This is a genomic window from Chitinophagaceae bacterium, assembly GCA_016717285.1.
Taxonomy (GTDB): domain Bacteria; phylum Bacteroidota; class Bacteroidia; order Chitinophagales; family UBA10324; genus JACCZZ01.
Genome location: JADKFU010000005.1, coordinates 2,344,153 through 2,365,331 on the forward strand (window position 1 = coordinate 2,344,153; position 21,179 = coordinate 2,365,331).

Genomic DNA, 21,179 nt, shown 5'->3' on the forward strand with positions numbered 1-21,179 from the left:
CATTAGCTGCTATTCTTATCTCACTTTATCGCTTCCAGTCCTATCGAACGGTCACTGGCATCCTTTTTCCCCAGCACCACTGCGCCGGTCATTGCCACTAAAAACAAAATAGAAGCAACTTCAAATGGCATTTGATACTTGGAATACAGGATGAAGCCAAGCACTTTTATGGAACCAATGCGTTGATCTGCAATAGCTGCTTCCTGTTGCACCTGCAGACTGGCATCTTTTAATGCTGCAACAAGCAACAGTAATAAGAGGCCACCGGTAACACCTGCACTGATCTTAAACATAGCCGAGCGCTTCTGCTCTGCGATGCTATCGAGATTCATCATCATCAACACATAGAGAAACAATACCATAATGGCACCTGCGTACACAATCACATTTACCATTCCCACGAAAGTGGCATCCAGCATGAAAATGTAATTGGCCGAAATGCAAAAAAAAGTGAGCACCAGGTACAACACACTGTGTATCGGATTCTTTGAAACCACCACCATGATGGCAAAAAAGATGGTGACAAATGCTATGAAATAAAAAGCTGAAGTGAGCATTGCAAACTATTGTTACTGTTTGAAGAATTACCGCTTACCGGATTTTCAATTCAGGCTATGCGTCCTTTAAAGTGGTTATCGGTGGCACAATTTCATTTCTTTTAAAGCCTTCTACCAACCTGTCTTTTGCATAAATGAAATCATTGCGGTTAAAGCTTGCAGGCGCAAAAGTGGTTTCTAAAAAAATGGCTTCTTTAGGACAAGCATCTTCACAAAATCCGCAGAAGATACAGCGCAGCATGTTGATCTCATATTTCACTGCATACTTTTCTTCCCGGTACAAACGCTCCTCACCGGCTTTCCGCTCGCCCGCCTCCATAGTAATCGCTTCCGCGGGGCAAGCCACTGCGCATAAACCACAGGCAGTGCATCGCTCAGCACCATTTTCATCACGCCGCAATACATGCAGTCCGCGGAATACTGCGGGCACTGCACGTTTGGTCTCAGGATATTGTATAGTTGCCTTTCGCTTGAAAAAATGTCGCAGTGTAATGCCCATGCCCTGGAAAATAGCAGGCAGGTACATCCTTTCCACCATCGTCATTTTCTTCTGTTCCAGAATTTTTCTTCTATTACTAACTGCTTGCATGGTTCATTTTTTCAATTAGAATTCCTGTGCTCATTTTGGACCTGAAGTATATTTCAAAATTAATTCCTGAAAAGCAGTAGTCCGACTGCTGTTGCCAGCACATTAAAAATTGCCAGGGGAATCAATCCCTTCCAGCCAAGATTCATCAACTGATCATAACGGAACCGCGGAATGGTCCAGCGAACCCACATGAAAAAGAAAATGAAGAAAAATATTTTCGCGAAGAAGAAAGCAAGCCCGATAATAGTGACCAAATTCTGGGAACCCGTTGCCTGCAGCAAATTATCCATAAAAGGAAAATTGTAACCTCCGAAATACAACGTAGCCATGATAGCACCGGAAATGAACATGTTGATGTATTCAGAAAATAAGTAGAACCCCAGTTTCATGGAACTGTATTCCGTATGATATCCTCCTACCAATTCTGTTTCGCATTCCGGTAAATCAAATGGTGTACGATTAGTTTCGGCAAAAGCACAGATCAGGAAAATTAAAAATCCCAACGGCTGATAAATAATATTCCAATGCATTCCATGCTGCTGTGTTACAATATCACGCAGACTCATGGTACCGGAAACAAGCAGCAGCGCGACAATGGAAAGTCCCATGCTTAATTCATAGCTGATAATTTGTGAAGAAGCCCGAATGGCTCCCATCAATGAAAATTTATTATTGGAAGCCCAGCCACCAATCATGATTCCATACACGCCAACTGATACAACTGCAAACACATATAAAATTCCAATGTCCAGGTCAACGATCTGCAACTGAACGTCTGTTCCAAAAACGGTGAGTGTAGCTCCCCAGGGAACAACAATTCCTGTCATCAATGCACACATGATCGCAATACAAGGACCGAGAACAAAAAGGAATTTGTTGGAAGCAACAGGAATCACCTCTTCCTTCATGAAAAATTTCAATCCATCAGCAAGCGGTTGAAAAATTCCGCCTGGCCCTGCCCTGTTCGGACCAATACGATCCTGCATAAATGCCGCCACCTTGCGTTCCGCAAAAGTGGAATACAATGCAACCAACATCGTAACCGCAAACAATGCAAGAATCAAAATCAATGTAGGAAGTAAACCAAGTAACGTCATCCGTAAAATTTAACTTATCAAATTCACCTGTGCCATTCAATCCATTATTTTTAATATCCAATTCTTCACCTGCAGTTCATAACATATGAGTTATACTCATCTGATCTAAGTCACTCCCTCAAACGAATCCCATTTAGCATTATCTAATTTGGAGTACAACTGCTCCGGCAGCTCCACTGTTTCTTTTGAATATTTATTCGCTGTTATCACAGACCATTTCTCCACTGCCCGCGGACCTTCCACTACCCAATCCTTCACCTCAAAATGATCCCATCTGCATTCATTGCAAATGAATTCTTTCACTTCATCGTATTGATCCTTTCTTGCAGTTACGCGATATACTTCTTCGCCACGCATCCACAATACTACTTTACCGGAACATTTCGGGCAATCACGGTGAGCATCCATTGGATTTAAAAACCAAACACGGTTCCGGAAACGGAAATGACGGTCAGTTAATGCACCCACCGGACAAACATCAATCATATTTCCTGAAAAATCATTTTCAACAGCCTTCTGAATGTAAGTTGAAATTTCAGAAGCTTCGCCACGCCATAAGACACCATGCACTCTTTGTTCAGTCAACTGATCAGCTACCTGCGTGCAACGGTAACACAGGATGCAACGCGTCATGTGCAATTTGATATGCGGACCGATATCAATCGGATCAAATTCCCTGCGATGAAATTCACTGCGTGTTTTTTGCAAGCCATGTTCAAAGGCAAAGTTCTGCAGTTCACATTCACCTGCCTGGTCACAAATCGGACAATCAAGCGGATGATTCACCAACAGAAATTCTACAATGCCACGTCTTGTTTCCAGCACTTCCGGTGAAGTTGAATTCAATACCACCATTCCATCCTGCACGGCTGTACAGCAGGAAGCTACCAGTTTCGGCATCGGTCGTGGATCTTTGGTTGAACCTTGCGCCACTTTCACCAAACAAGCACGGCATTTTCCACCGCTGCCTTTAAGCGAAGTATAATAACACATTGCAGGAGGAACCACCTCACCACCAATCTTGCGCGCCGCATTCATGATGGTGGTTCCTTCTTCTACTTCGATTTCTATGTTGTCTATCGTTACTTTGATCATTATATTTTTTTCTCAATCAATGATTCTTTCTTGCAAAGAAGGAACAGATCCTCCAGCGCCCTCCCAATAAATCGTTCCGTATTCCTCACTCAATTTCACCTTCCTGAAAATATCCTTATCCTTTAGTTGATGCACAACAGAATTTGGATTTTTTTCATGCTTTTTGAAAAACACTTCAAAATTAAAAATCCTTACTTCACCAGTATTGAATTCAAGAGTTACTTTGAATGGATCAACCTCAATAATTCTCACCACTTGATGTATCATAACTGATTACTTTAATGGTTCAATTTTTTTCCAACCGCTCCTGCGATCAGCTCCATTCTAATCCTGCAACGAACTGGAAGCAACAGCTGATTCTGCCAGCCCATAATTTCTCACCAAACACTCTTTCGGTTCCCTCACATGCCATTCAAACTCATCCCTGAAATGACGAATGGCAGCAGCTACCGGCCACGCTGCCGCATCACCTAAAGGGCAAATTGTATTGCCTTCAATCTTTCTCTGTACATCCCACAGCAAATCAATATCCGTCATCTTACCATGGCCGTTTTCTATGTTGTGAAGAATGCGTTCCATCCAACCTGTTCCTTCTCTGCAAGGTGAACATTGTCCGCAACTCTCATGATGATAAAATCGCGTGAAGTTCCAGGTGTTGCGAACGATGCACTGATCTTCATCATACACAATAAAACCACCGGAACCTAACATCGTACCCGTGAGAAAACCACCATCAGACAACGACTCATAACTCATGAGCCGTGGTTCTCCATTGGTAGTTTTTAATATTAATCCGGAAGGAAGAATCGGAACCGATGAACCACCGGCCACCACAGCTTTCATTCTCTTGCCGTCTTTTATACCTCCGCAAAAAGTTGGAGAAAAAATAAATTCTTCCACCGGCAAGCCGAGTTCAATTTCAAAAACACCCGGATTATTAATATTGCCACAGGCAGAAATTAGTTTTGTTCCTGCACTTTTTGGTGTTCCTATTTTAGCATATTCATCACCACTGTTATTAATGATCCATGGAACAGTTGCAATGCTTTCTACATTATTAACAACTGTTGGATTATTATACAAACCACTTACAGCCGGAAAGGGTGGTTTGATCCTGGGGTTACCGCGCTTGCCTTCCAACGATTCAATCAATGCGGTCTCTTCACCGCAGATATAGGCGCCTGCCCCGGTTTGCACCACGATTTCTAAATTGTAACCGGTTCCTAAAATATTCCTGCCGACCAGTCCGGCTGCTTTTGCTTCAGCAATCGCTTTTTCTAAAATTTTAATGATCCATCTGAACTCACCACGAATATAGATGAAGGAAAGATTTGCTTCAAGCGCAAAACTGGAAGTCACGATCCCTTCAATTAGCAAGTGCGGAAGCTTTTCCATCAGGAACCTGTCCTTGAAAGTTCCCGGTTCACTTTCATCAGCATTTACAACAAGGTATCGCGGGCGACCAGATTTCTTATCAATGAAACTCCACTTCAATCCTGTTGGAAATCCTGCTCCACCTCTTCCACGCAATCCTGATTTCTTTACTTCTTCCACCACATCATTCGGTGCCATTTTCAGCGCCTTTTCTACGGAAGCATAACCACCATTGGCACGATACACCGCAAATGTTTCGATACCGGCGATTTCTAATTTGTCTAATAATAATTTCCGACTCATTTCCTGCGCTTACTTTTTTCTAATTTTTATTCCTGTTTCCCAAATTATCTCTTCAAATTCATCCGAACCTTCATTTACTTTTTTCTCACTACTCACTACTCACTACTAATTATTCACCTGCGCCCGCTTCCTCAACTCACCCAACAACTGATCAACCTTTTCCTCTGTGTCCAAAAACTCATGATAGTGTTCGCCACATTGCAGCATGGGTGCGTAACCGCATGCAGCTAAACATTCCACCGTCTTCAGTGTAAACAATCCGTCAGAAGTTGTTTCTCCTTTTTTGATATTCAGCTTTTGTTCCAATTGGCTCACTAATTTTTCAGCACCGCGAATCATGCAAGGTCCGGTCTGGCAAACTTCAAGCAGAAATCTTCCAACCGGCTTCATGTTATACATCGAATAAAATGTGGCCACCTCATAAACTTCAATCGGTTGTATATGAAGAAGCCGTCCCACATAATCCATTGCTTCCACACTCAGCCAGCCGCCAAACTCATCCTGCGCAAGGTGAAGTAATGGAAGCAATGCGGACTTTTGTTTTCCTTCGGGATAACGGTTAATGATTTCAGTTACCTTTTGCAAAGTGGCCTCAGAAAATTCAACCTTTTGTCCTGTTCGAATAGCAAGCATAAATTGTATCGTTCCTGAAAAATTATTTTCAAAAAAATTTGAAATGCATCAAGTATCAGGCATCCAGTTCACCGGCAATCACATTCAGACTGCTCAAAGTAACGATAGCGTCTGAAATCAAAGAACCTTTCACCATTTCAGTATACGCCTGATAGTAAATGAAACACGGCCTGCGAAAGTGCAAACGGTAAGGCGCCCGTCCTCCGTCACTGATCAGGTAAAATCCCAATTCACCATTTCCTCCTTCCACTGCCTGGTACACTTCTCCTTTGGGCGCATCAATCTCTCCCATCACAATTTTGAAATGATAAATCAACGCTTCCATATTGTTGTACACTTCATCTTTCGGAGGAAGATAGTACGCAGGTACATCGGCATGAAAAGATGTTTTGTCTGCCAGTTGATCCAGCTTTTGCATCGCTTGTTTTACAATGCTCAATGATTGCCACATTTCTTCTTCTCTTACCAGGAAACGATCATGCGTATCACCTTTTGTTCCTACAGGAATGATAAAATCGAAATCTTCATAAGAAGAATAAGGATCCAAAGCACGCACATCATAATCAACTCCTGCTGCCCGCAGATTCGGACCTGTAAATCCATAGTTCATCGCACGTTCGGCGGTAATAGGTCCGGCGCCAACAGTGCGCTCAATAAAAATTCTGTTGCGCATCACCATGTTTTCGAATTCCTTCAACACCTTTGGAAACTCTGCAACAAATTTTTCCAGCTTGCGAAATGCGATATCATTGAAGTCGCGTTCGAGGCCACCTACCCGCCCGATGTTAGTGGTTAACCTGCTGCCGCAAACTTCCTCCCATATCTCATAAATTTTTTCCCGCTGCTGCATGCAATACAGAAAACCGGTATAAGCTCCTGTATCAACCACCAGGATGGAATTGCAAATAAGGTGGTCGGCAATGCGCGCCAGCTCCATAATGATCACGCGCAGGTAATCAACGCGTTTTGGAATTTTGACACCCAGCAATTTTTCCACCGTAAGATGCCAACCCATGTTGTTGATCGGTGATGAACAATAATTCAAACGGTCTGTAAGCGGTGTGATCTGGTAAAACGGACGGTGCTCCGCAATTTTTTCAAATGCACGGTGGATGTAACCGATGGTTGATACTCCGCTAACAATCCGCTCTCCGTCGATCTCTACAATATTTTGAAAAACGCCATGCGTAGCAGGATGGGTCGGGCCGAGATTGAGCGTCATCGTCTCCTTCTCCAATTCCTGATCAGCAAGTTTTATATGTTGGTTGTTGGTGAGCATTTATCTTTTATGTTGAAAAAATAAGGAACGCATGTTTTAATTACTGATCACTTCCATCTGAAGTAAAAAATGTGATCACTTAGTTGTCATTTAAAATTAATTTCGGATCCCTTCCAAACATTTCATCATTCTTATCCCTTCTTGTATTGTCTTCCAATGGATATTCTTTTCTCATAGGGAAAATCGTCATTTCATCTACGTTCAGTATCCTTTTCAGATTCGGATGCCCGTCAAACAAAATCCCATAAAAATCATACGTCTCCCGCTCCATCCAGTTGGCTGATTCAAATACAGCAGTTGCGGAAGGAATGTGCGGAGGATCGCCGGTAATCGCCACTTTAATTCTCAACCGGATATTATTAGTAAAACTGTGCAGGTGATACACTACTTCAAACTTTGCCGAACGATGCGGATAATGCACACCACAGAGATCCGTAAGAAAAGTGAAAGCCAGTGTTTCATCATTGTGCAAAAATTCCAATACAGGAATAATTTTATCACAGGAACAATTCATGGTCAACAAACCATAGGGTTCATCCGGCGCTGTAACAGCATCACCAAACTGCGTTGTTAACTTTTGAATGATCAAACCAGCATCAATATTCGACATGGGAATTAAAAATTAAGACTTAAGAATTAGGAATTAATCGCCTTTCATTTACTAACGACTAAAGACTAACGACTAACTACTCACTACTCACTACTCACTTCCCCACCACTTCAATCCCATACGACTTCAACAGCGCCTGGTACTCCGGAGAATTTCTTCTTCCTAATGATTCATTTTGAACGAGGTCCTGAATTCTCATCAACCCATCGATGATCTGTTCAGGTCGTGGAGGACAACCTGGTACATACACATCAACAGGGATAATCTGATCAATGCCCTGTAGTACAGAATAAGTATCGAAAATGCCGCCACTGCATGCACAGGCACCTACTGAAATCACCCATCGCGGTTCAGCCATTTGTTCATACACCTGTTTCAAAATAGGTCCCATTTTTTTTGCGATGGTTCCCATCACCATCAGCAAATCTGCCTGTCGCGGAGAAAAGCTTACCCGCTCTGCACCAAATCTTGCAAAGTCGTAATGTGAAGCCATGGTGGACATAAACTCAATACCGCAACAAGAAGTGGCAAATGGCAATGGCCAGATGGAATTCTTTCTTGCAAGCCCCACCACTTTTTCCAGGCTGGTGGCAAAAAAACCGGCACCGGTTATTCCTTCAGGAGCTTCCGCTACTGATATCTTTCTATTTGCATCAATCACCGTATCCATAGTCCGTTCTTATCAGTGCTTTATACATGAGTTGATTTCAAAGGTTAATTTCCAGCTTAAAATGAATTTCCTCTTAAAACTTACATCAAACAACTTCATTCCCATTCTGGTTCTGTATTAAACTTTGCGTTTTTATTTTCTATCTATATCACGGTTATTCCCAATCGAGTGCACCTGATCTTACGATGTAAATAAATCCTGCCAAGAGCAATCCAATGAACAATCCCATGGTCAATAAACCATTCCAACCCAATTCGCTAAAGTTCACCGCCCAGGGATAGAGGAACACAATTTCCACATCAAACAAAACAAAGAGAATGGCAGTCAGGAAATACTTAATGGCAAAAGGCTGCCTTGCATTTCCTACTGATTTTATGCCGCTTTCAAATGCCTGCAGCTTTTTCCTGGTTCGAAGTTTTGGTCCTAACAGGTGAGTTACAATCATCGTGGTTCCGACAAACCCTGCAGCAAAAATAAATTGAATCACTATCGGAAAATAACTGATAGAAGTTGAATTTGCTGTTTGCGTAGTAGCCTGCAAAAGTATCATCACCGGAAGGGTTTATTACCTTATTTCGAAGGCTCACAAAGGAACGAACGAAATGCGAGATAAGCAAATAGCTATTGCACCTAAACATCAGCTGCCACGAGAGGAAAGTTACGGACGATGTACCTGAAAAAAGGAAACTGCATACATAAAAGATTAATGCATCATATCCTGAAGTACTATTTTGTGTTATGCAAAAAATTTTGTCAAACAGGTATTGGAAATTAATAGTCGTGAGTTCCAGGATTTTCCTTGGACTACTGTTTTTTACCGGCGGATTATCGAAACTGATTCCCTTCCCAAATCTGATGGGCCCTGTTTGGCTGGAAAGTGAACTTGCTAAATATGGATTGGAATTGTTTGCCCGTTTCATAGCGTATATTCAGCTCATAACCGGCATATTGTTGCTTACGGGGAGGTTTCAATTGTTAGGCGCCCTCGTGTTGTTTCCCATGTTGCTCAACATACTTGCCATCACGATATCGTTGCAGTGGAGAGGCACTCCTTATGTGGTGTGTTTCTTTTTAATCCAAAACATTGTGCTGTTGATCGACGATTATCCACGCTTGCTATCACTCATTACTGACGATATGGCTTCTGTACATCAGCTTAATTTCAAACGCCGGAATAGAAAAGCTGACGAGCTGCTGGTATTGGGAAGCATGATTCTGCTCGTAGGCGTAACTTGTTACGATAACAGTCATAGCATAGCATGGACAATGATTGTCTTCGGCACTGGTGTATTAATAATAGCTGCTTGTTATGAGTTTATTTTCAGAAAATAAAACAGGCTTTTATTTTTGAGTAACCAGCCTTCCACCCTACTTTGATTCTTTGTCATTATCAGACATTATACCTGTTTCCAGTAAAGAATCCGATGATTGGAAAGGCCATTGCTGCAAAGTTTTAGCTCTTATCAGGAAAACAAAAACTCCTGCCAGGATAATGCTCAATGCCCCTATAATATATTCCCAGCCTGAAGAAAAGAAGATGAATAACCAGATCATGATTCCAAACACGGCAGGCAACGGATACAACCACATTTTGTATGGCAAAAAGAAACTGTCTTTTTTGTTTCGCAAATAGATTACGCCGACAGACTGTCCAACAAACTGAATAAGAATCCGCATTACAATGATGGCAGTAATCACCTCCTTCAGCTTAAACAACAGACTGAATACAAAAGCTGTGGCAGCCAGAATCATCAACGAAACATGAGGTATCTTTTTAACAGGATGCACTCTTGCAAAAATGTTAAAGAAATTTCCATCCACTGCCGCGGCATAAGGCACTCTTGAGTAACCCAACATCACAGCAAATAAAGAAGAAATTGCAATCCAGAGAATCATGATGGTTGCAATGGTAGCTGCGGCTTTTCCATAAATAGCTTCGAAAAATGTGGACACAATAAACTCAGAATCTTTTGCCTGCTGCCAGGGTATTACACCAAGTATGCAAATTTGCATCAGGAGGTAAAGCAGTGCAATTCCGGCAATGGATATAAAAATGCTGCGCGGAATATTCATTTCCGGATTTTTTATTTCTCCACCCAAATGGCAAACATTGTAATAGCCGAGATAGGAATAAACAGTTTTGATGGAAGCATTTCCCAATCCAAGAAAAAATAAGGAACTGAAATCAAACGCGTTTTCCGGATACGAGAAAGCCAATGATGTATCAAAATGCGTGAGTCCTCCGACAATCAGCCAGCCAATGGTGACTATTACACCTACCCATAAAAACACAGACAACTTTCCAATGGAAATAATATTCCTGTTAAGCAATACGAAAATAAAAATGATGACAGCGCCTGATGCAAGTTTCTGTTCTATAGCTGAAAGGGGAACCACATATTGTAAATACATGGAGAAACCTATGGCACCTGAAGCAATCACCAACGGTGCCTGTATCACGGTTTGCCAGATATATAGAAAAGACATGAGCGATCCCCATTTTTTTTCACCATAAATTTTCCGGAGAAACTGGTAACTCCCTCCTGCCATGGGTAATGCTGCCCCTAATTCACTCCATACAAATCCATCCATCAGCGCAAGAAATGCCCCAAGTATCCAGGCAAGAATGCACTGTGGACCGTTCATCGCACCGATAATAAACGGAATGGTTACAAACGGACCAATACCTACCATATCAATCATGTTGATGGCAGTAGCCTGCATCAAACCAAGACCACGAACGAGTGATTGATCCTTTGATGGGTTAGTCAATGAAATAGAATTGCCGTCAAGATACTTGCAAAATTGAGACATTGATTAAAAATCAATTTTGAATGCCTGACCATGCAGTATTGGTTGCTTCAAAAGGAACTCCCAACACTTAAGTTTTCAAAATATACCCGGTGCTCATCCGTGAGTCAGTGGCAATACAATATAAACATTTTCAACAACCACCGTGCGCCAAAAAAAAACTCCCCTCCGAAGAATCGAAGGGGAGAAAAAGTCCTAACTATGGCTACTAGTTTCGGCTTTTTATTGTTGGCCTTTCTTGTAATCGGCCAGAAACTTTTCCAGGCCTATATCTGTAAGTGGATGTTTAAGCAAACCAAGTATGGACTCCAATGGACAAGTACAAACATCGGCTCCGGCTTCTGCGCATCTTACAATGTGCAATGGATTCCTGATGGACGCTGCTAAAACTTCTGTCTTATATCCATAGTTCCCATAAATATGCACAATTTGTTCAATAAGTTGAACACCATCCCAACTGGCATCATCAATTCTTCCTATAAAAGGTGATACAAAGTTTGCCCCTGCCTTGGCTGCTAACAAAGCCTGACCTGCTGAAAATACCAGCGTGCAGTTTGTCTTAATACCATTATCTGAAAACCATTTAAGCGCCTTTATCCCATCTTTTATCATAGGCACTTTCACTACTATAGCCGGATGAAGTGCTGCCAGGCGTTTACCTTCCTCCAACATGCCCTTGAAATCAGTCGAAATAACTTCAGCGCTTACATTCTTACCTACCAGCTCACAAATCTTAATGTAGTGATTGAGTATATTCTGTTCTCCTTTAATTCCTTCCTTCGCCATAAGCGATGGATTGGTGGTTACGCCATCCAGAATGCCAAGGTCATGCGCTTCCTCTATCTGACTAATATTGGCCGTGTCGATAAAAAACTTCATGCTGGATATAGTCTTCTTTTAAGTGGAGAAAAAGTGGGCAAGATACTTACATCGCACCGCTACAACCATCTACCCTTGCTGCCTTCCGACCCTGGGGGAGTTCAATAGGAGCTGGTCGTATAAGCCTTGCCCGCGACAAAAGTAATGGGAAAAGCCTCAAAAAGATGAGCGGGGGAAAAAAATAGTTTTAAACAACAAACCGCAAAAAGCTGTGTAAAAGAAATCTGCCAAAAAATCAAGCGGTTATGAATCAGCTAATTAAATAAAAAATGAACCTTTAGTCAACTAACTAGTTGAAAATCAACAATAAAGACAATCTATGCTGAAGAAATGCGCTGAATATTAATCGGGATAAATTCTGTATAGAAACCAATTCACTCCTCAGATGCAATTCTTTCACGAAATAAAGATCCCTAAGTAATCCAGGCCTTCACTAAACATTTAGCCGCGTGGTAATTTATCCATTTGCTTTTCCCCCGACAATGCCAGATAATTCATTTTCATTATTGAACTTTTCTTTCTGGCATTGTATGGGGATGCTAAAAGTCAATACGATGGGTAGCTGTACTCCGGCTTCGACGCAACAATTTAAGCAATTAGCAATTTATGAATTCCCCAAGTAGTTTATCTTTATCCAAAACGGAAACATCTTGGATACCATCACACATGTTGTTTTTGGGGCTGCTTTAGGCGAAGCGCTTGCAGGAAAGAAAATGGGAAAGCAGGCAATGCTTTGGGGAGCGCTTGCCAACAACGCACCTGACCTTGATGTCTTTCCCGGAATTTTTCAAACGGTTCCTGATTCACTCCTCTCACATCGTGGGTTTACGCACTCCATTCTGTTCGCATTGCTGGTGCCTCCGCTTCTTGCATGGCTCTTTCAGCGGCTCTTTCGGAAAAAAGATTACAGCTTCCGAACATGGTATATCATTTTTGCAACAGGCTTTTTCGCGCACATCACACTCGATTCGTTTACCAACTATGGAACAGGTTGGTTTGAGCCTTTCAGTCATTATCGCGTCTCCTTCAATACCATTTTTGTATTAGATCCTTTCTTTACTATCTCATTGCTGATTGCATTCTTTGTTTTGTTAATCATGAGATACAATGCTCCATCCAGGAAATATTTTTTATACGGCGGACTGATCATCAGTAGCTGTTACTTGCTTTTCACATTTGTCAATAAGCTTTCCATCGACCGCATTTTCAAAAAGTCGTTGGCGGAAAAAAAAGTGATCGTCACTTCCTTCATTACCACTCCAACGCCTTTAAATAATTTATTATGGTACGACCTTGCAAAAACGAAAGACGGATTCTACATCGGGTACAGGTCAATATTTGACAAGCAACCTGCCATGCAGCTGACCTTTGTTCCGCAAAATGATTCTATGCTCGGTGATCTGCGATCAGACAAGGGTGTTCAAAAACTCATTCGCTTTTCACAGGATTATTATTGCATCACAAAGCATGATTCTTCAGGGATCAATTTCCACGACATGCGCTTCGGACAGATCGGAGGATGGGATAATCCGAATGCTGACTTCGTATTTTCTTATTACATCACCAAAGAACCTGGGAATTATGTGAACATCAACCAGGGCAGGTTTGAAGCGTCGACGGGTGAAGCCTTTAATTCGTTGATCCGAAGGATAAGAGGCGTTGATTAAGCTTTATTAGTGAATGGTGAATAGTGAAAAAAGTTGACCATGAGACGCAATGACCAATGACTAATGACTCACTACTCACTACTCACTACTCCCCTCACTCCTTCTTCACCTCCTGCGGTCCACCCAATGATTCTCTCATCGTGGTATCCGCCTGAATATTCTTCATCTTATAGTAATCCATAATTCCCATATTGCCACTTCGGAAAGCATCCGCCATGGCCTGTGGAATCAATGCTTCTGCTTCTATCACTTTGGCCCGCATCTCTGCACCACGCGCTTTCATTTCCTGTTCTGTTGCAACAGCCATCGCCCGACGTTCCTCTGCTTTCGCCTGTGCAATATTTTTATCGGCATTGGCCTGGTCCATTTGCAATTGCGCGCCAATATTTTTTCCCACATCAATGTCCGCAATATCAATAGACAGAATTTCAAAGGCTGTGCCTGCATCCAATCCTTTTGCCAACACCACTTTTGAAATAGAGTCAGGATTTTCCAACACATCCTTGTGAGAAGAAGCTGAACCGATACAACTCACAATGCCCTCACCTACTCTTGCCAACACGGTTTCTTCTCCGGCACCACCTACCAGTTTATTTATGTTGGTTCGCACAGTAACCCGCGCTTTCGATATCAATTGAATACCATTTTTTGCAACTGCAGTCACCGGCGGTGTGTCAATCACTTTTGGTTGCACGCTCATTTGTACCGCTTCAAAAACATCACGACCTGCGAGATTGATAGCAGTTGCCATTTTCCAATCCAGGGGAATATTGGCCTTATCGGCAGAGATGATTGCGCGGATCACCTGGTTAACATTTCCACCTGCAAGGAAATGCGTTTCAATTTCATTGGACGAAACATGCAAGCCCGCCTTGGTTGAATTGATCAACGCGTCAACCACCAATGCTGCCGGCACTTTCCTGATGCGCATTGCGACCAGTTGTCCGATGCCAATCGGAGCGCCTGCCACCAATGCCCTGATCCATAAATTAAGCGGCACGATGTACAGAAATAAAAAAATCAGGATGATGACCAATACCGCTACTATTCCTAAAAAGACCGGATCCATTGTTTATGTTTTTAGTTTGATGAAAATTTTATTCATTGAAATCTTAATCACTTCTATCGCTTTTCCTTCGTCAATATATTCACCCATGGATTGCACTTCATAAGTGGCATCATTAAACAATCCTTTGCCGATAAAACTTATTTTGGATAACGCGATACCGGTATCTCCTACTTTTATGGATGAGGTGTCAATCTCATTCATCTTTCCTTTTACAGTATCCTTCAGCGTAAGACCATTGAACACGCCTGTTTTATATCCAACCACAATGGAAAGAAAAGTAAAAATGGCAGTACCCACCAAGGTAAGTGTTCCGGCTACCACTCCGAAATTAGAATACGAAAACACTACGCCGGCAATCATCGTCATCGTCCCGATTGCTGCAAAAAGTGTGATTCCGGGAATAAAAAAAACCTCCAGGAACACCAGCAGCCATCCTACAAACAAAATCAAAATCACCAACCACCAACTCATTGCTATTATTTTTAATCAGGTCAAATATAACACGGAATGTGGACTATTACCGAATATCAATTCCGCTTTCAATTGCCGATTGTTGAAAGGAAGCATCAAAGAGAAATTAAGTTATGAAATATAATGCGGAATAAATGCAGGCACAACGGAATTGCACCTTGTTTATCCATCGCCTCCGGTTTTAACAGGTGGTAAAAAAAGCATCCGCTCTTTTTTATCTTCACCGCAATGAAAATCAAGTTAATCACCATTGCTAAGGAAGATGACAAAAATGTGAATGCGCTTTTTCAGATGTATGCGAAGCGAATTGTACACTACACTTCATTTGAATATGTAAACATCAAACCTGATAAAGCAACATCAGCTGTGGAACAAAAAAAGAAAGACGCCGCATTGCTTCTGAAAAAAATAAATGAAGGAGACGCTGTAATCCTGTTGGATGAAAAAGGAAAAGAATTAAACTCCGTTCAACTTTCGGAATTTATTGCATCAAAAATGAACGCGTCCATCAAATCACTGGTCTTTGTAATTGGCGGTGCCTATGGATTTGACAACTCGTTATATGAACGAAGCAATACAATGATCTCTCTTTCAAAACTCACCCTGCCACATCAGCTTGCAAAAGTTTTGCTTGCCGAACAATTGTACCGCGCTTTCACCATTATCAGGAATGAAAAATACCACCACGGCGATACTTAACTACAGGAATAATACGATTGAATGTAACGCAACATTATTGCACCTCTTTGAGTGATCATAAAGTGATCATGTACTCATGGAAATAGAAAATATATGATGACCATAGCATGATCGGTCCTGTGGAACGGAAAAATTCCTGCACAATTCACTACCAATGAATATCCGTTCAAACTGCCCTCTTCCCTCCTGATCTTTTTTAACAATTTTCCTACGCAAATGAATTGTTCATCGAAGGGCATTACCTGCTCAAACCTTTCATTCAGCCATTGAAATGTTAAACATTGGCTTACTTCCCAAAAAAAAGCTCCCCCGTTTCCGGAGGAGCTTTTGAATTAAAATCTATTCAGAATTAATGCTGATATACAATCTGTCCGCTGTACACCACGCCTTCGAAGATCACGCGAACCATGTACATGCCTGCTGCATCACCTTCCTGTAACCGCACTTCTTTCAACAACTCACCATTCGCTACAGGAACCGTTTCGCCAAGCACTGACTGACCGAGTGCATTGTAAACCTGAACTACTGCATCACCATCTGCCTGACTGGTCAGGTTCAAGTGCACAATGAAGAGTCCGTTAGATGGGTTAGGATACATTTCAAATGTTGCATCCTGCAAATCGATGCCGGATTCTTTACAGGTATTGATCACCGCAACCGCTGCAGAGAGGGTCATACAACCGGTAGTAAGATTGGTAACCTTCACCTGGTAAGATCCTGCTGCAAAGGCATTGTAGTTTCTATTGGTTTCACCCGGAATCAGGTTGCCATTGTAATACCACTGGTAACCAAGTGATACATCATCAGAACCGTTACCACGAAGTTTTACCTTTCCATTGATACACAAGTCAGGATTGTCGCTTGGACTCACAATCAGGATATTTGCATTTGGAGTAGCAAGGCGATTTATATCTACTACGTTAGACGTAGTGGAACAACCAGCGCCATTCGTAACTACTACTTTAAACTTCTTGTTCACGTAAGCACCAACCGTGTAAGTGGAATTGGTCTCTCCGGCCAGGATATTTCCAAAGGAGTACCACTGGTAAGTAAGGCCTGCACCTACATTAGCGGAAAGCAGTACCGTAACATCTTTACATACAGGTGCTGGGTTAGCAGGACTTGCAGTTGCAACAGGGAATGAATTAATGGTCACATTAGCTGTTACCACACTGTCACAACCTGATGCATTCGTGTAAGTATGATTGTATGCTCCACTACTTGTTACATCACCGCCCCATGGCAATGTGTAGGTTCCGCAAGCAGCTACATTGTATGAAGAAGCATTCGAATGATTGATCGTAACATTTGCTGTTACTACACTGTCACATCCTGCTGCATTCGTGTAAGTATGCGTGTAAGCACCAGACGTAGTTGCTGATCCGCCCCATGGCAATGCATAACTATCGCAAGCTGTTGCATTGTAGGAAGAAGGTGCACTTGCATGGTTGATCGTAACATTTGCTGTTACAACACTGTCGCAACCTGCTGCATTCGTGTAAGTATGCGTGTAAGCACCAGATGTAGTGGCTGATCCGCCCCATGGCAATTCATAGCTTTCACAAGCTGTTGCACTGTAAGAAGAAGGAGCACTTGCATGATTGATCGTAACATTTGCTGTTACAACACTGTCGCAACCTGCTGCATTCGTGTAAGTATGCGTGTAAGCACCAGACGTTGTTGCTGATCCGCCCCATGGCAATGCGTAACTTTCACAAGCTGTTGCATTGTAGGAAGAAGGTGCACTTGAATGATTGATCGTAACATTTGCTGTTACAACACTGTCACATCCTGCTGCATTCGTGTAAGTATGCGTGTAAGCACCAGACGTTGTTGCTGATCCGCCCCATGGCAGTTCATAACTGTCGCAAGCTGTTGCACTGTAAGAGGAAGGTGCACTTGAATGATTGATCGTAACATTTGCTGTTACCACGCTGTCACATCCTGCTGCATTCGTGTAAGTATGCGTGTACGCACCAGACGTTGTTGCTGATCCGCCCCATGGCAGTTCATAACTGTCGCAAGCTGTTGCACTGTAAGAGGAAGGTGCACTTGCATGGTTGATCGTAACATTTGCTGTTACTATACTGTCGCAACCTGCTGCATTCAAGTAAGTATGCGTGTAAGCACCAGATGTTGTTGCTGATCCGCCCCATGGCAATGCATAGCTTTCACAAGCTGTTGCACTGTAAGAAGAAGGAGCACTTGCATGATTGATGGTGACATTTGCTGTTACCACACTGTCGCAACCTGTACCATTGGCATAAGTATGCGTGTAAGCACCACTCGTTGTTGCTGATCCGCCCCATGGCAATTCATAGCTTTCACAAGCTGATGCATTATAGGAAGTAGAAATGCTGCTGCTATTGATCGTAACATTTGCTGTTACCACGCTATCACAGCCTGCTGCGTTAGCGTAAGTGTGAACGTACGCTCCGCTTGTAGTAACTGAACCTCCCCATGGTAATGTATAACTGCTGCAAGCCGCTGCGCTAAATGAAGTAGGTGTGCTTGCATGATTGATGGTAACATTTGCAGTTACAATGCTGTCGCAACCCGCAGCATTCGTGTAAGTATGTGTGTAAGCACCACTGGTAGTTGCTGATCCGCCCCATGGCAATGCATAACTTTCACAAGCTGATGCATTGTAAGAAGAAGGAGCGCTTGAATGGTTGATGGTAACATTTGCTGTTACAACACTGTCACATCCTGCTGCATTTGTGTAAGTATGCGTGTAAGCACCACTGGTAGTTGCTGATCCGCCCCATGGCAATGCATAACTATCGCAAGCTGTTGCATTGTAGGAAGAAGGTGCACTTGAATGGTTGATCGTAACATTTGCCGTTACTACGCTGTCACATCCTGCTGCATTCGTGTAAGTGTGCGTGTAAGCACCAGAAGTAGTTGCTGATCCGCCCCATGGCAGTTCATAACTGTCGCAAGCTGTTGCACTGTAAGATGAAGGTGAACTTGCATTATTGATCGTAACATTTGCGGTTACTACGCTGTCACATCCTGCTGCATTCGTGTAAGTATGCGTGTAAGCACCAGAAGTAGTGGCTGATCCGCCCCATGGCAATGCATAGCTTTCACAAGCTGTTGCACTGTAAGAGGAAGGTGCACTTGAATGGTTGATCGTAACATTTGCGGTTACAACACTGTCACATCCTGCTGCATTCGTGTAAGTATGCGTGTAAGCACCAGACGTAGTTGCTGATCCGCCCCATGGCAATGCATAACTATCGCAAGCTGTTGCATTGTAAGAGGAAGGTGAACTTGCATTATTGATCGTAACATTTGCTGTTACTACACTGTCACATCCTGCTGCATTCGTGTAGGTATGCGTGTAAGCACCAGATGTAGTGGCTGATCCGCCCCATGGCAGTTCATAACTGTCGCAAGCTGTTGCACTGTAAGAGGAAGGTGCACTTGCATGGTTGATCGTAACATTTGCGGTTACTACACTGTCGCAACCTGCTGCATTCAAGTAAGTATGTGTGTAAGCACCAGATGTTGTGGCTGATCCGCCCCATGGCAATGCGTAACTTTCACAAGCTGTTGCTGTGTAAGATGATGGTGCGCTACTGTGATTGATAGTCACGTTGGCTGTAATCAGACTATCGCAACCTGCTGCATTCGTGTAAGTATGACCATATACACCACTTACAGTAACTGATGCGCCCCATGGCAGGGTGTAACTATCGCAGGAGGTAGCATTATAAAATGTTGGTGTAGAAGCTTGATTGATAGTTACCATAGCTGTTACAACACTGTCGCAGCCTGCTGCATTCTGGTAAGTATGTACATAGTTGCCTGATGTATTTACTGATCCGCCCCAAGGCAAGGTATAACTATCACAAGCCGATGCCGAATAAGAAGTAGGCAAGCTTGAATTGTTGATTGTAATATTTGCGGTTACCACACTGTCACATCCTTTCGAAGACGTATAAGTATGTGTATAAGCGCCAGAAGTAGTAGCTGATCCGCCCCATGGCAATGCGTAAACGTCACAGGCTGAAGTGCTGAAGGATGATGAAAGTGGCAGCGCATTTCCGACATTTGTGCTAACACTATTCGAACATCCGCTTGAAGTTGTCCAGGCAATCAGATGCGAGCCAACTGATAATCCTGTAACGTTAAATGGTGAAGCTACAGGCGCTGTTTGTGGAATACCATCAACGGTAAAAGTTGAAAATGGAAATCCAGCTCCACCTGCAAAATTCATCGTCACCGTTGCCTTACCATCGTTGCCATTAAAGCAGGTTACAGGCGTAGATACAGCAGTACCCGAACATACAATTGGAGTACCAAGGGTTGGATTATTAGTACAACCGTTATTACTGCCGCAAACCAAGGCAACGCCTGTTGCAACTATTGTAGCAGCCTGACTTATTTGAATTTGAGTTGCAGAAATAATGCTTGTAATGGTAGTTCCTGGCTGTATTCCAGACCCAGTAATAGTCATACCAGGGGAAAGACCCACCGTGCTGGCAATGCCGCTAATAGTTGTAGATAAAGCTGTATTACCTGTAATGTTAACAGTACTGGTAATGTCAAAAAAACTTCCGCCAGCATTGCCACTTACACCACCAGAGCAACTGATTGAAGGATAATAAGAAATTAAAGTAGCTGTTTTTCCTGATGAATTTACAAAGTTATAATCCACAAGTGGTGCCTGCCCGGATGTGAAGCAAACAGCCGAAGATCCCGAATAACCAAAAATGCCTGATGTCTGTCCAACTGCAGCAGGTGCAGCAAGCGTAAGACCCGTTGCACTCTCAATACTTAATATTGTTCCAATCAATTGTCCGGAAGAACTGTAAAGATTATTGCCTGCTGACAATTGAGTTGAAAAAGCAGTACCTGTGCCAGTTACCGTGTTCAATCCACTACTAACCACTATATTACCCGTACCCTTATTCACATTGGTCATTATAAACGATCCAAAACGAGTTCCTCCCTTACCACAAGGATCTGTATTGTTTCCTATAAATGTTCCCGCACCGCAACCCGGTGGCGTCCTCGCGGTAAAGTTTATGCAATTGGAAGTGTTATTAAATTGCGTATTGCTGAGAACGGGTACCTCTGAAGGAAGGAATCCTGAACTTCCAGGAACATAATCTATAACCACATATCCGGTACCCTTTGATGTAGGGTTGAAATTAATCCCAAATGCGATGTTGGCAATTTGCAAAGGAGTTGCCCCTGTGCGTTGCAGCCAGATATCAAATTTGTATTGATTACAACCAATCGCTGAATCATTGGTGATGTACACATTGTAGTTTGGCAACTGGGAATAGCTGCGGCCTGCAATGAATATCATCATTACAAGCAGTAAAACTTTGAAATACTGGGTCCTGGTAGCATTCATGTTTG

Annotated in this window: 19 protein-coding genes and 1 other RNA gene; 3 read left to right on the plus strand and 17 right to left on the minus strand. The window is 42.7% G+C overall.

Going from position 1 to position 21,179, the window contains the following annotated elements:
• Positions 1 to 20: 20 nt before the first annotated feature.
• From IPO83_19220 to ndhC, 11 genes are all read right to left on the minus strand, one after another.
• Complete coding sequence (locus tag IPO83_19220; protein ID MBK9733390.1) at positions 21 to 557, minus strand: NADH-quinone oxidoreductase subunit J; 537 nt, start codon at positions 555 to 557, stop codon at positions 21 to 23.
• A 55-nt stretch (positions 558 to 612) separates the two neighbouring features.
• A complete protein-coding gene (gene nuoI / locus IPO83_19225) occupies positions 613 to 1,146 on the minus strand; it encodes an NADH-quinone oxidoreductase subunit NuoI (protein MBK9733391.1) in 534 nt (177 codons plus the stop codon).
• Between the two features lie 59 nt (positions 1,147 to 1,205).
• The gene (gene nuoH, locus IPO83_19230) at positions 1,206 to 2,243 is read right to left on the minus strand and encodes an NADH-quinone oxidoreductase subunit NuoH (GenBank protein ID MBK9733392.1); all 1,038 of its coding nucleotides are present in this window, start codon (positions 2,241 to 2,243) and stop codon (positions 1,206 to 1,208) included.
• Between the two features lie 105 nt (positions 2,244 to 2,348).
• A complete protein-coding gene (locus IPO83_19235; GenBank protein MBK9733393.1) occupies positions 2,349 to 3,338 on the minus strand; it encodes a (2Fe-2S)-binding protein in 990 nt (329 codons plus the stop codon).
• A gap of 12 nt (positions 3,339 to 3,350) precedes the next feature.
• Complete coding sequence (locus IPO83_19240; protein MBK9733394.1) at positions 3,351 to 3,605, minus strand: DUF2442 domain-containing protein; 255 nt, start codon at positions 3,603 to 3,605, stop codon at positions 3,351 to 3,353.
• Positions 3,606 to 3,662: 57 nt separating this feature from the next.
• A complete protein-coding gene (nuoF, locus tag IPO83_19245) occupies positions 3,663 to 5,015 on the minus strand; it encodes an NADH-quinone oxidoreductase subunit NuoF (GenBank protein MBK9733395.1) in 1,353 nt (450 codons plus the stop codon).
• A 105-nt stretch (positions 5,016 to 5,120) separates the two neighbouring features.
• Positions 5,121 to 5,648, minus strand: coding sequence for an NAD(P)H-dependent oxidoreductase subunit E (locus tag IPO83_19250; GenBank protein ID MBK9733396.1), 528 nt, complete (start codon positions 5,646 to 5,648; stop codon positions 5,121 to 5,123).
• Positions 5,649 to 5,703: 55 nt separating this feature from the next.
• Positions 5,704 to 6,927, minus strand: coding sequence for an NADH-quinone oxidoreductase subunit D (locus IPO83_19255; protein MBK9733397.1), 1,224 nt, complete (start codon positions 6,925 to 6,927; stop codon positions 5,704 to 5,706).
• Between the two features lie 79 nt (positions 6,928 to 7,006).
• Complete coding sequence (locus tag IPO83_19260; GenBank protein MBK9733398.1) at positions 7,007 to 7,537, minus strand: NADH-quinone oxidoreductase subunit C; 531 nt, start codon at positions 7,535 to 7,537, stop codon at positions 7,007 to 7,009.
• A 94-nt stretch (positions 7,538 to 7,631) separates the two neighbouring features.
• Positions 7,632 to 8,207, minus strand: a complete 576-nt coding sequence (locus IPO83_19265) for an NADH-quinone oxidoreductase subunit B (protein ID MBK9733399.1) — start codon at positions 8,205 to 8,207, stop codon at positions 7,632 to 7,634.
• A 154-nt stretch (positions 8,208 to 8,361) separates the two neighbouring features.
• Positions 8,362 to 8,757: an NADH-quinone oxidoreductase subunit A gene (ndhC, locus tag IPO83_19270; protein MBK9733400.1), complete on the minus strand. Its 396-nt coding sequence runs from the start codon at positions 8,755 to 8,757 to the stop codon at positions 8,362 to 8,364.
• A gap of 230 nt (positions 8,758 to 8,987) precedes the next feature.
• Here ndhC and IPO83_19275 point away from each other — a divergent pair, with 230 nt between their 5' ends.
• Positions 8,988 to 9,539: a DoxX family protein gene (locus tag IPO83_19275; GenBank protein ID MBK9733401.1), complete on the plus strand. Its 552-nt coding sequence runs from the start codon at positions 8,988 to 8,990 to the stop codon at positions 9,537 to 9,539.
• 36 nt (positions 9,540 to 9,575) lie between these two features.
• Here the strand turns inward: IPO83_19275 and IPO83_19280 are convergent, their stop codons facing one another.
• From IPO83_19280 to ffs, 3 genes are all read right to left on the minus strand, one after another.
• Positions 9,576 to 10,931: an amino acid permease gene (locus IPO83_19280; GenBank protein ID MBK9733402.1), complete on the minus strand. Its 1,356-nt coding sequence runs from the start codon at positions 10,929 to 10,931 to the stop codon at positions 9,576 to 9,578.
• Between the two features lie 309 nt (positions 10,932 to 11,240).
• A complete protein-coding gene (fsa, locus tag IPO83_19285; GenBank protein ID MBK9733403.1) occupies positions 11,241 to 11,897 on the minus strand; it encodes a fructose-6-phosphate aldolase in 657 nt (218 codons plus the stop codon).
• 32 nt (positions 11,898 to 11,929) lie between these two features.
• Positions 11,930 to 12,029, minus strand: an RNA gene (gene ffs / locus IPO83_19290) — signal recognition particle sRNA small type.
• A 518-nt stretch (positions 12,030 to 12,547) separates the two neighbouring features.
• On the opposite strand from ffs, the gene IPO83_19295 reads away from it, so the two are divergent.
• On the plus strand, positions 12,548 to 13,564 hold the full coding sequence (locus IPO83_19295; GenBank protein ID MBK9733404.1) for a metal-dependent hydrolase: 1,017 nt from the start codon (positions 12,548 to 12,550) through the stop codon (positions 13,562 to 13,564).
• Positions 13,565 to 13,658: 94 nt separating this feature from the next.
• Here IPO83_19295 and floA read toward each other — a convergent pair whose 3' ends face one another.
• Positions 13,659 to 14,633 carry a flotillin-like protein FloA gene (gene floA / locus IPO83_19300; GenBank protein ID MBK9733405.1) on the minus strand — a complete coding sequence of 325 codons (975 nt, stop codon included), beginning with the start codon at positions 14,631 to 14,633 and terminating at the stop codon, positions 13,659 to 13,661.
• Positions 14,634 to 14,636: 3 nt separating this feature from the next.
• A complete protein-coding gene (locus IPO83_19305; GenBank protein ID MBK9733406.1) occupies positions 14,637 to 15,104 on the minus strand; it encodes a hypothetical protein in 468 nt (155 codons plus the stop codon).
• A 228-nt stretch (positions 15,105 to 15,332) separates the two neighbouring features.
• Here IPO83_19305 and IPO83_19310 point away from each other — a divergent pair, with 228 nt between their 5' ends.
• Positions 15,333 to 15,803 carry a 23S rRNA (pseudouridine(1915)-N(3))-methyltransferase RlmH gene (locus tag IPO83_19310; protein ID MBK9733407.1) on the plus strand — a complete coding sequence of 157 codons (471 nt, stop codon included), beginning with the start codon at positions 15,333 to 15,335 and terminating at the stop codon, positions 15,801 to 15,803.
• A 349-nt stretch (positions 15,804 to 16,152) separates the two neighbouring features.
• On the opposite strand, the gene IPO83_19315 is transcribed toward IPO83_19310, so the two are convergent.
• Entirely contained in the window at positions 16,153 to 21,174 is a 5,022-nt protein-coding gene (locus IPO83_19315; protein ID MBK9733408.1) for a T9SS type A sorting domain-containing protein, read from the minus strand.
• Between the last annotated feature and the right edge of the window lie 5 nt (positions 21,175 to 21,179).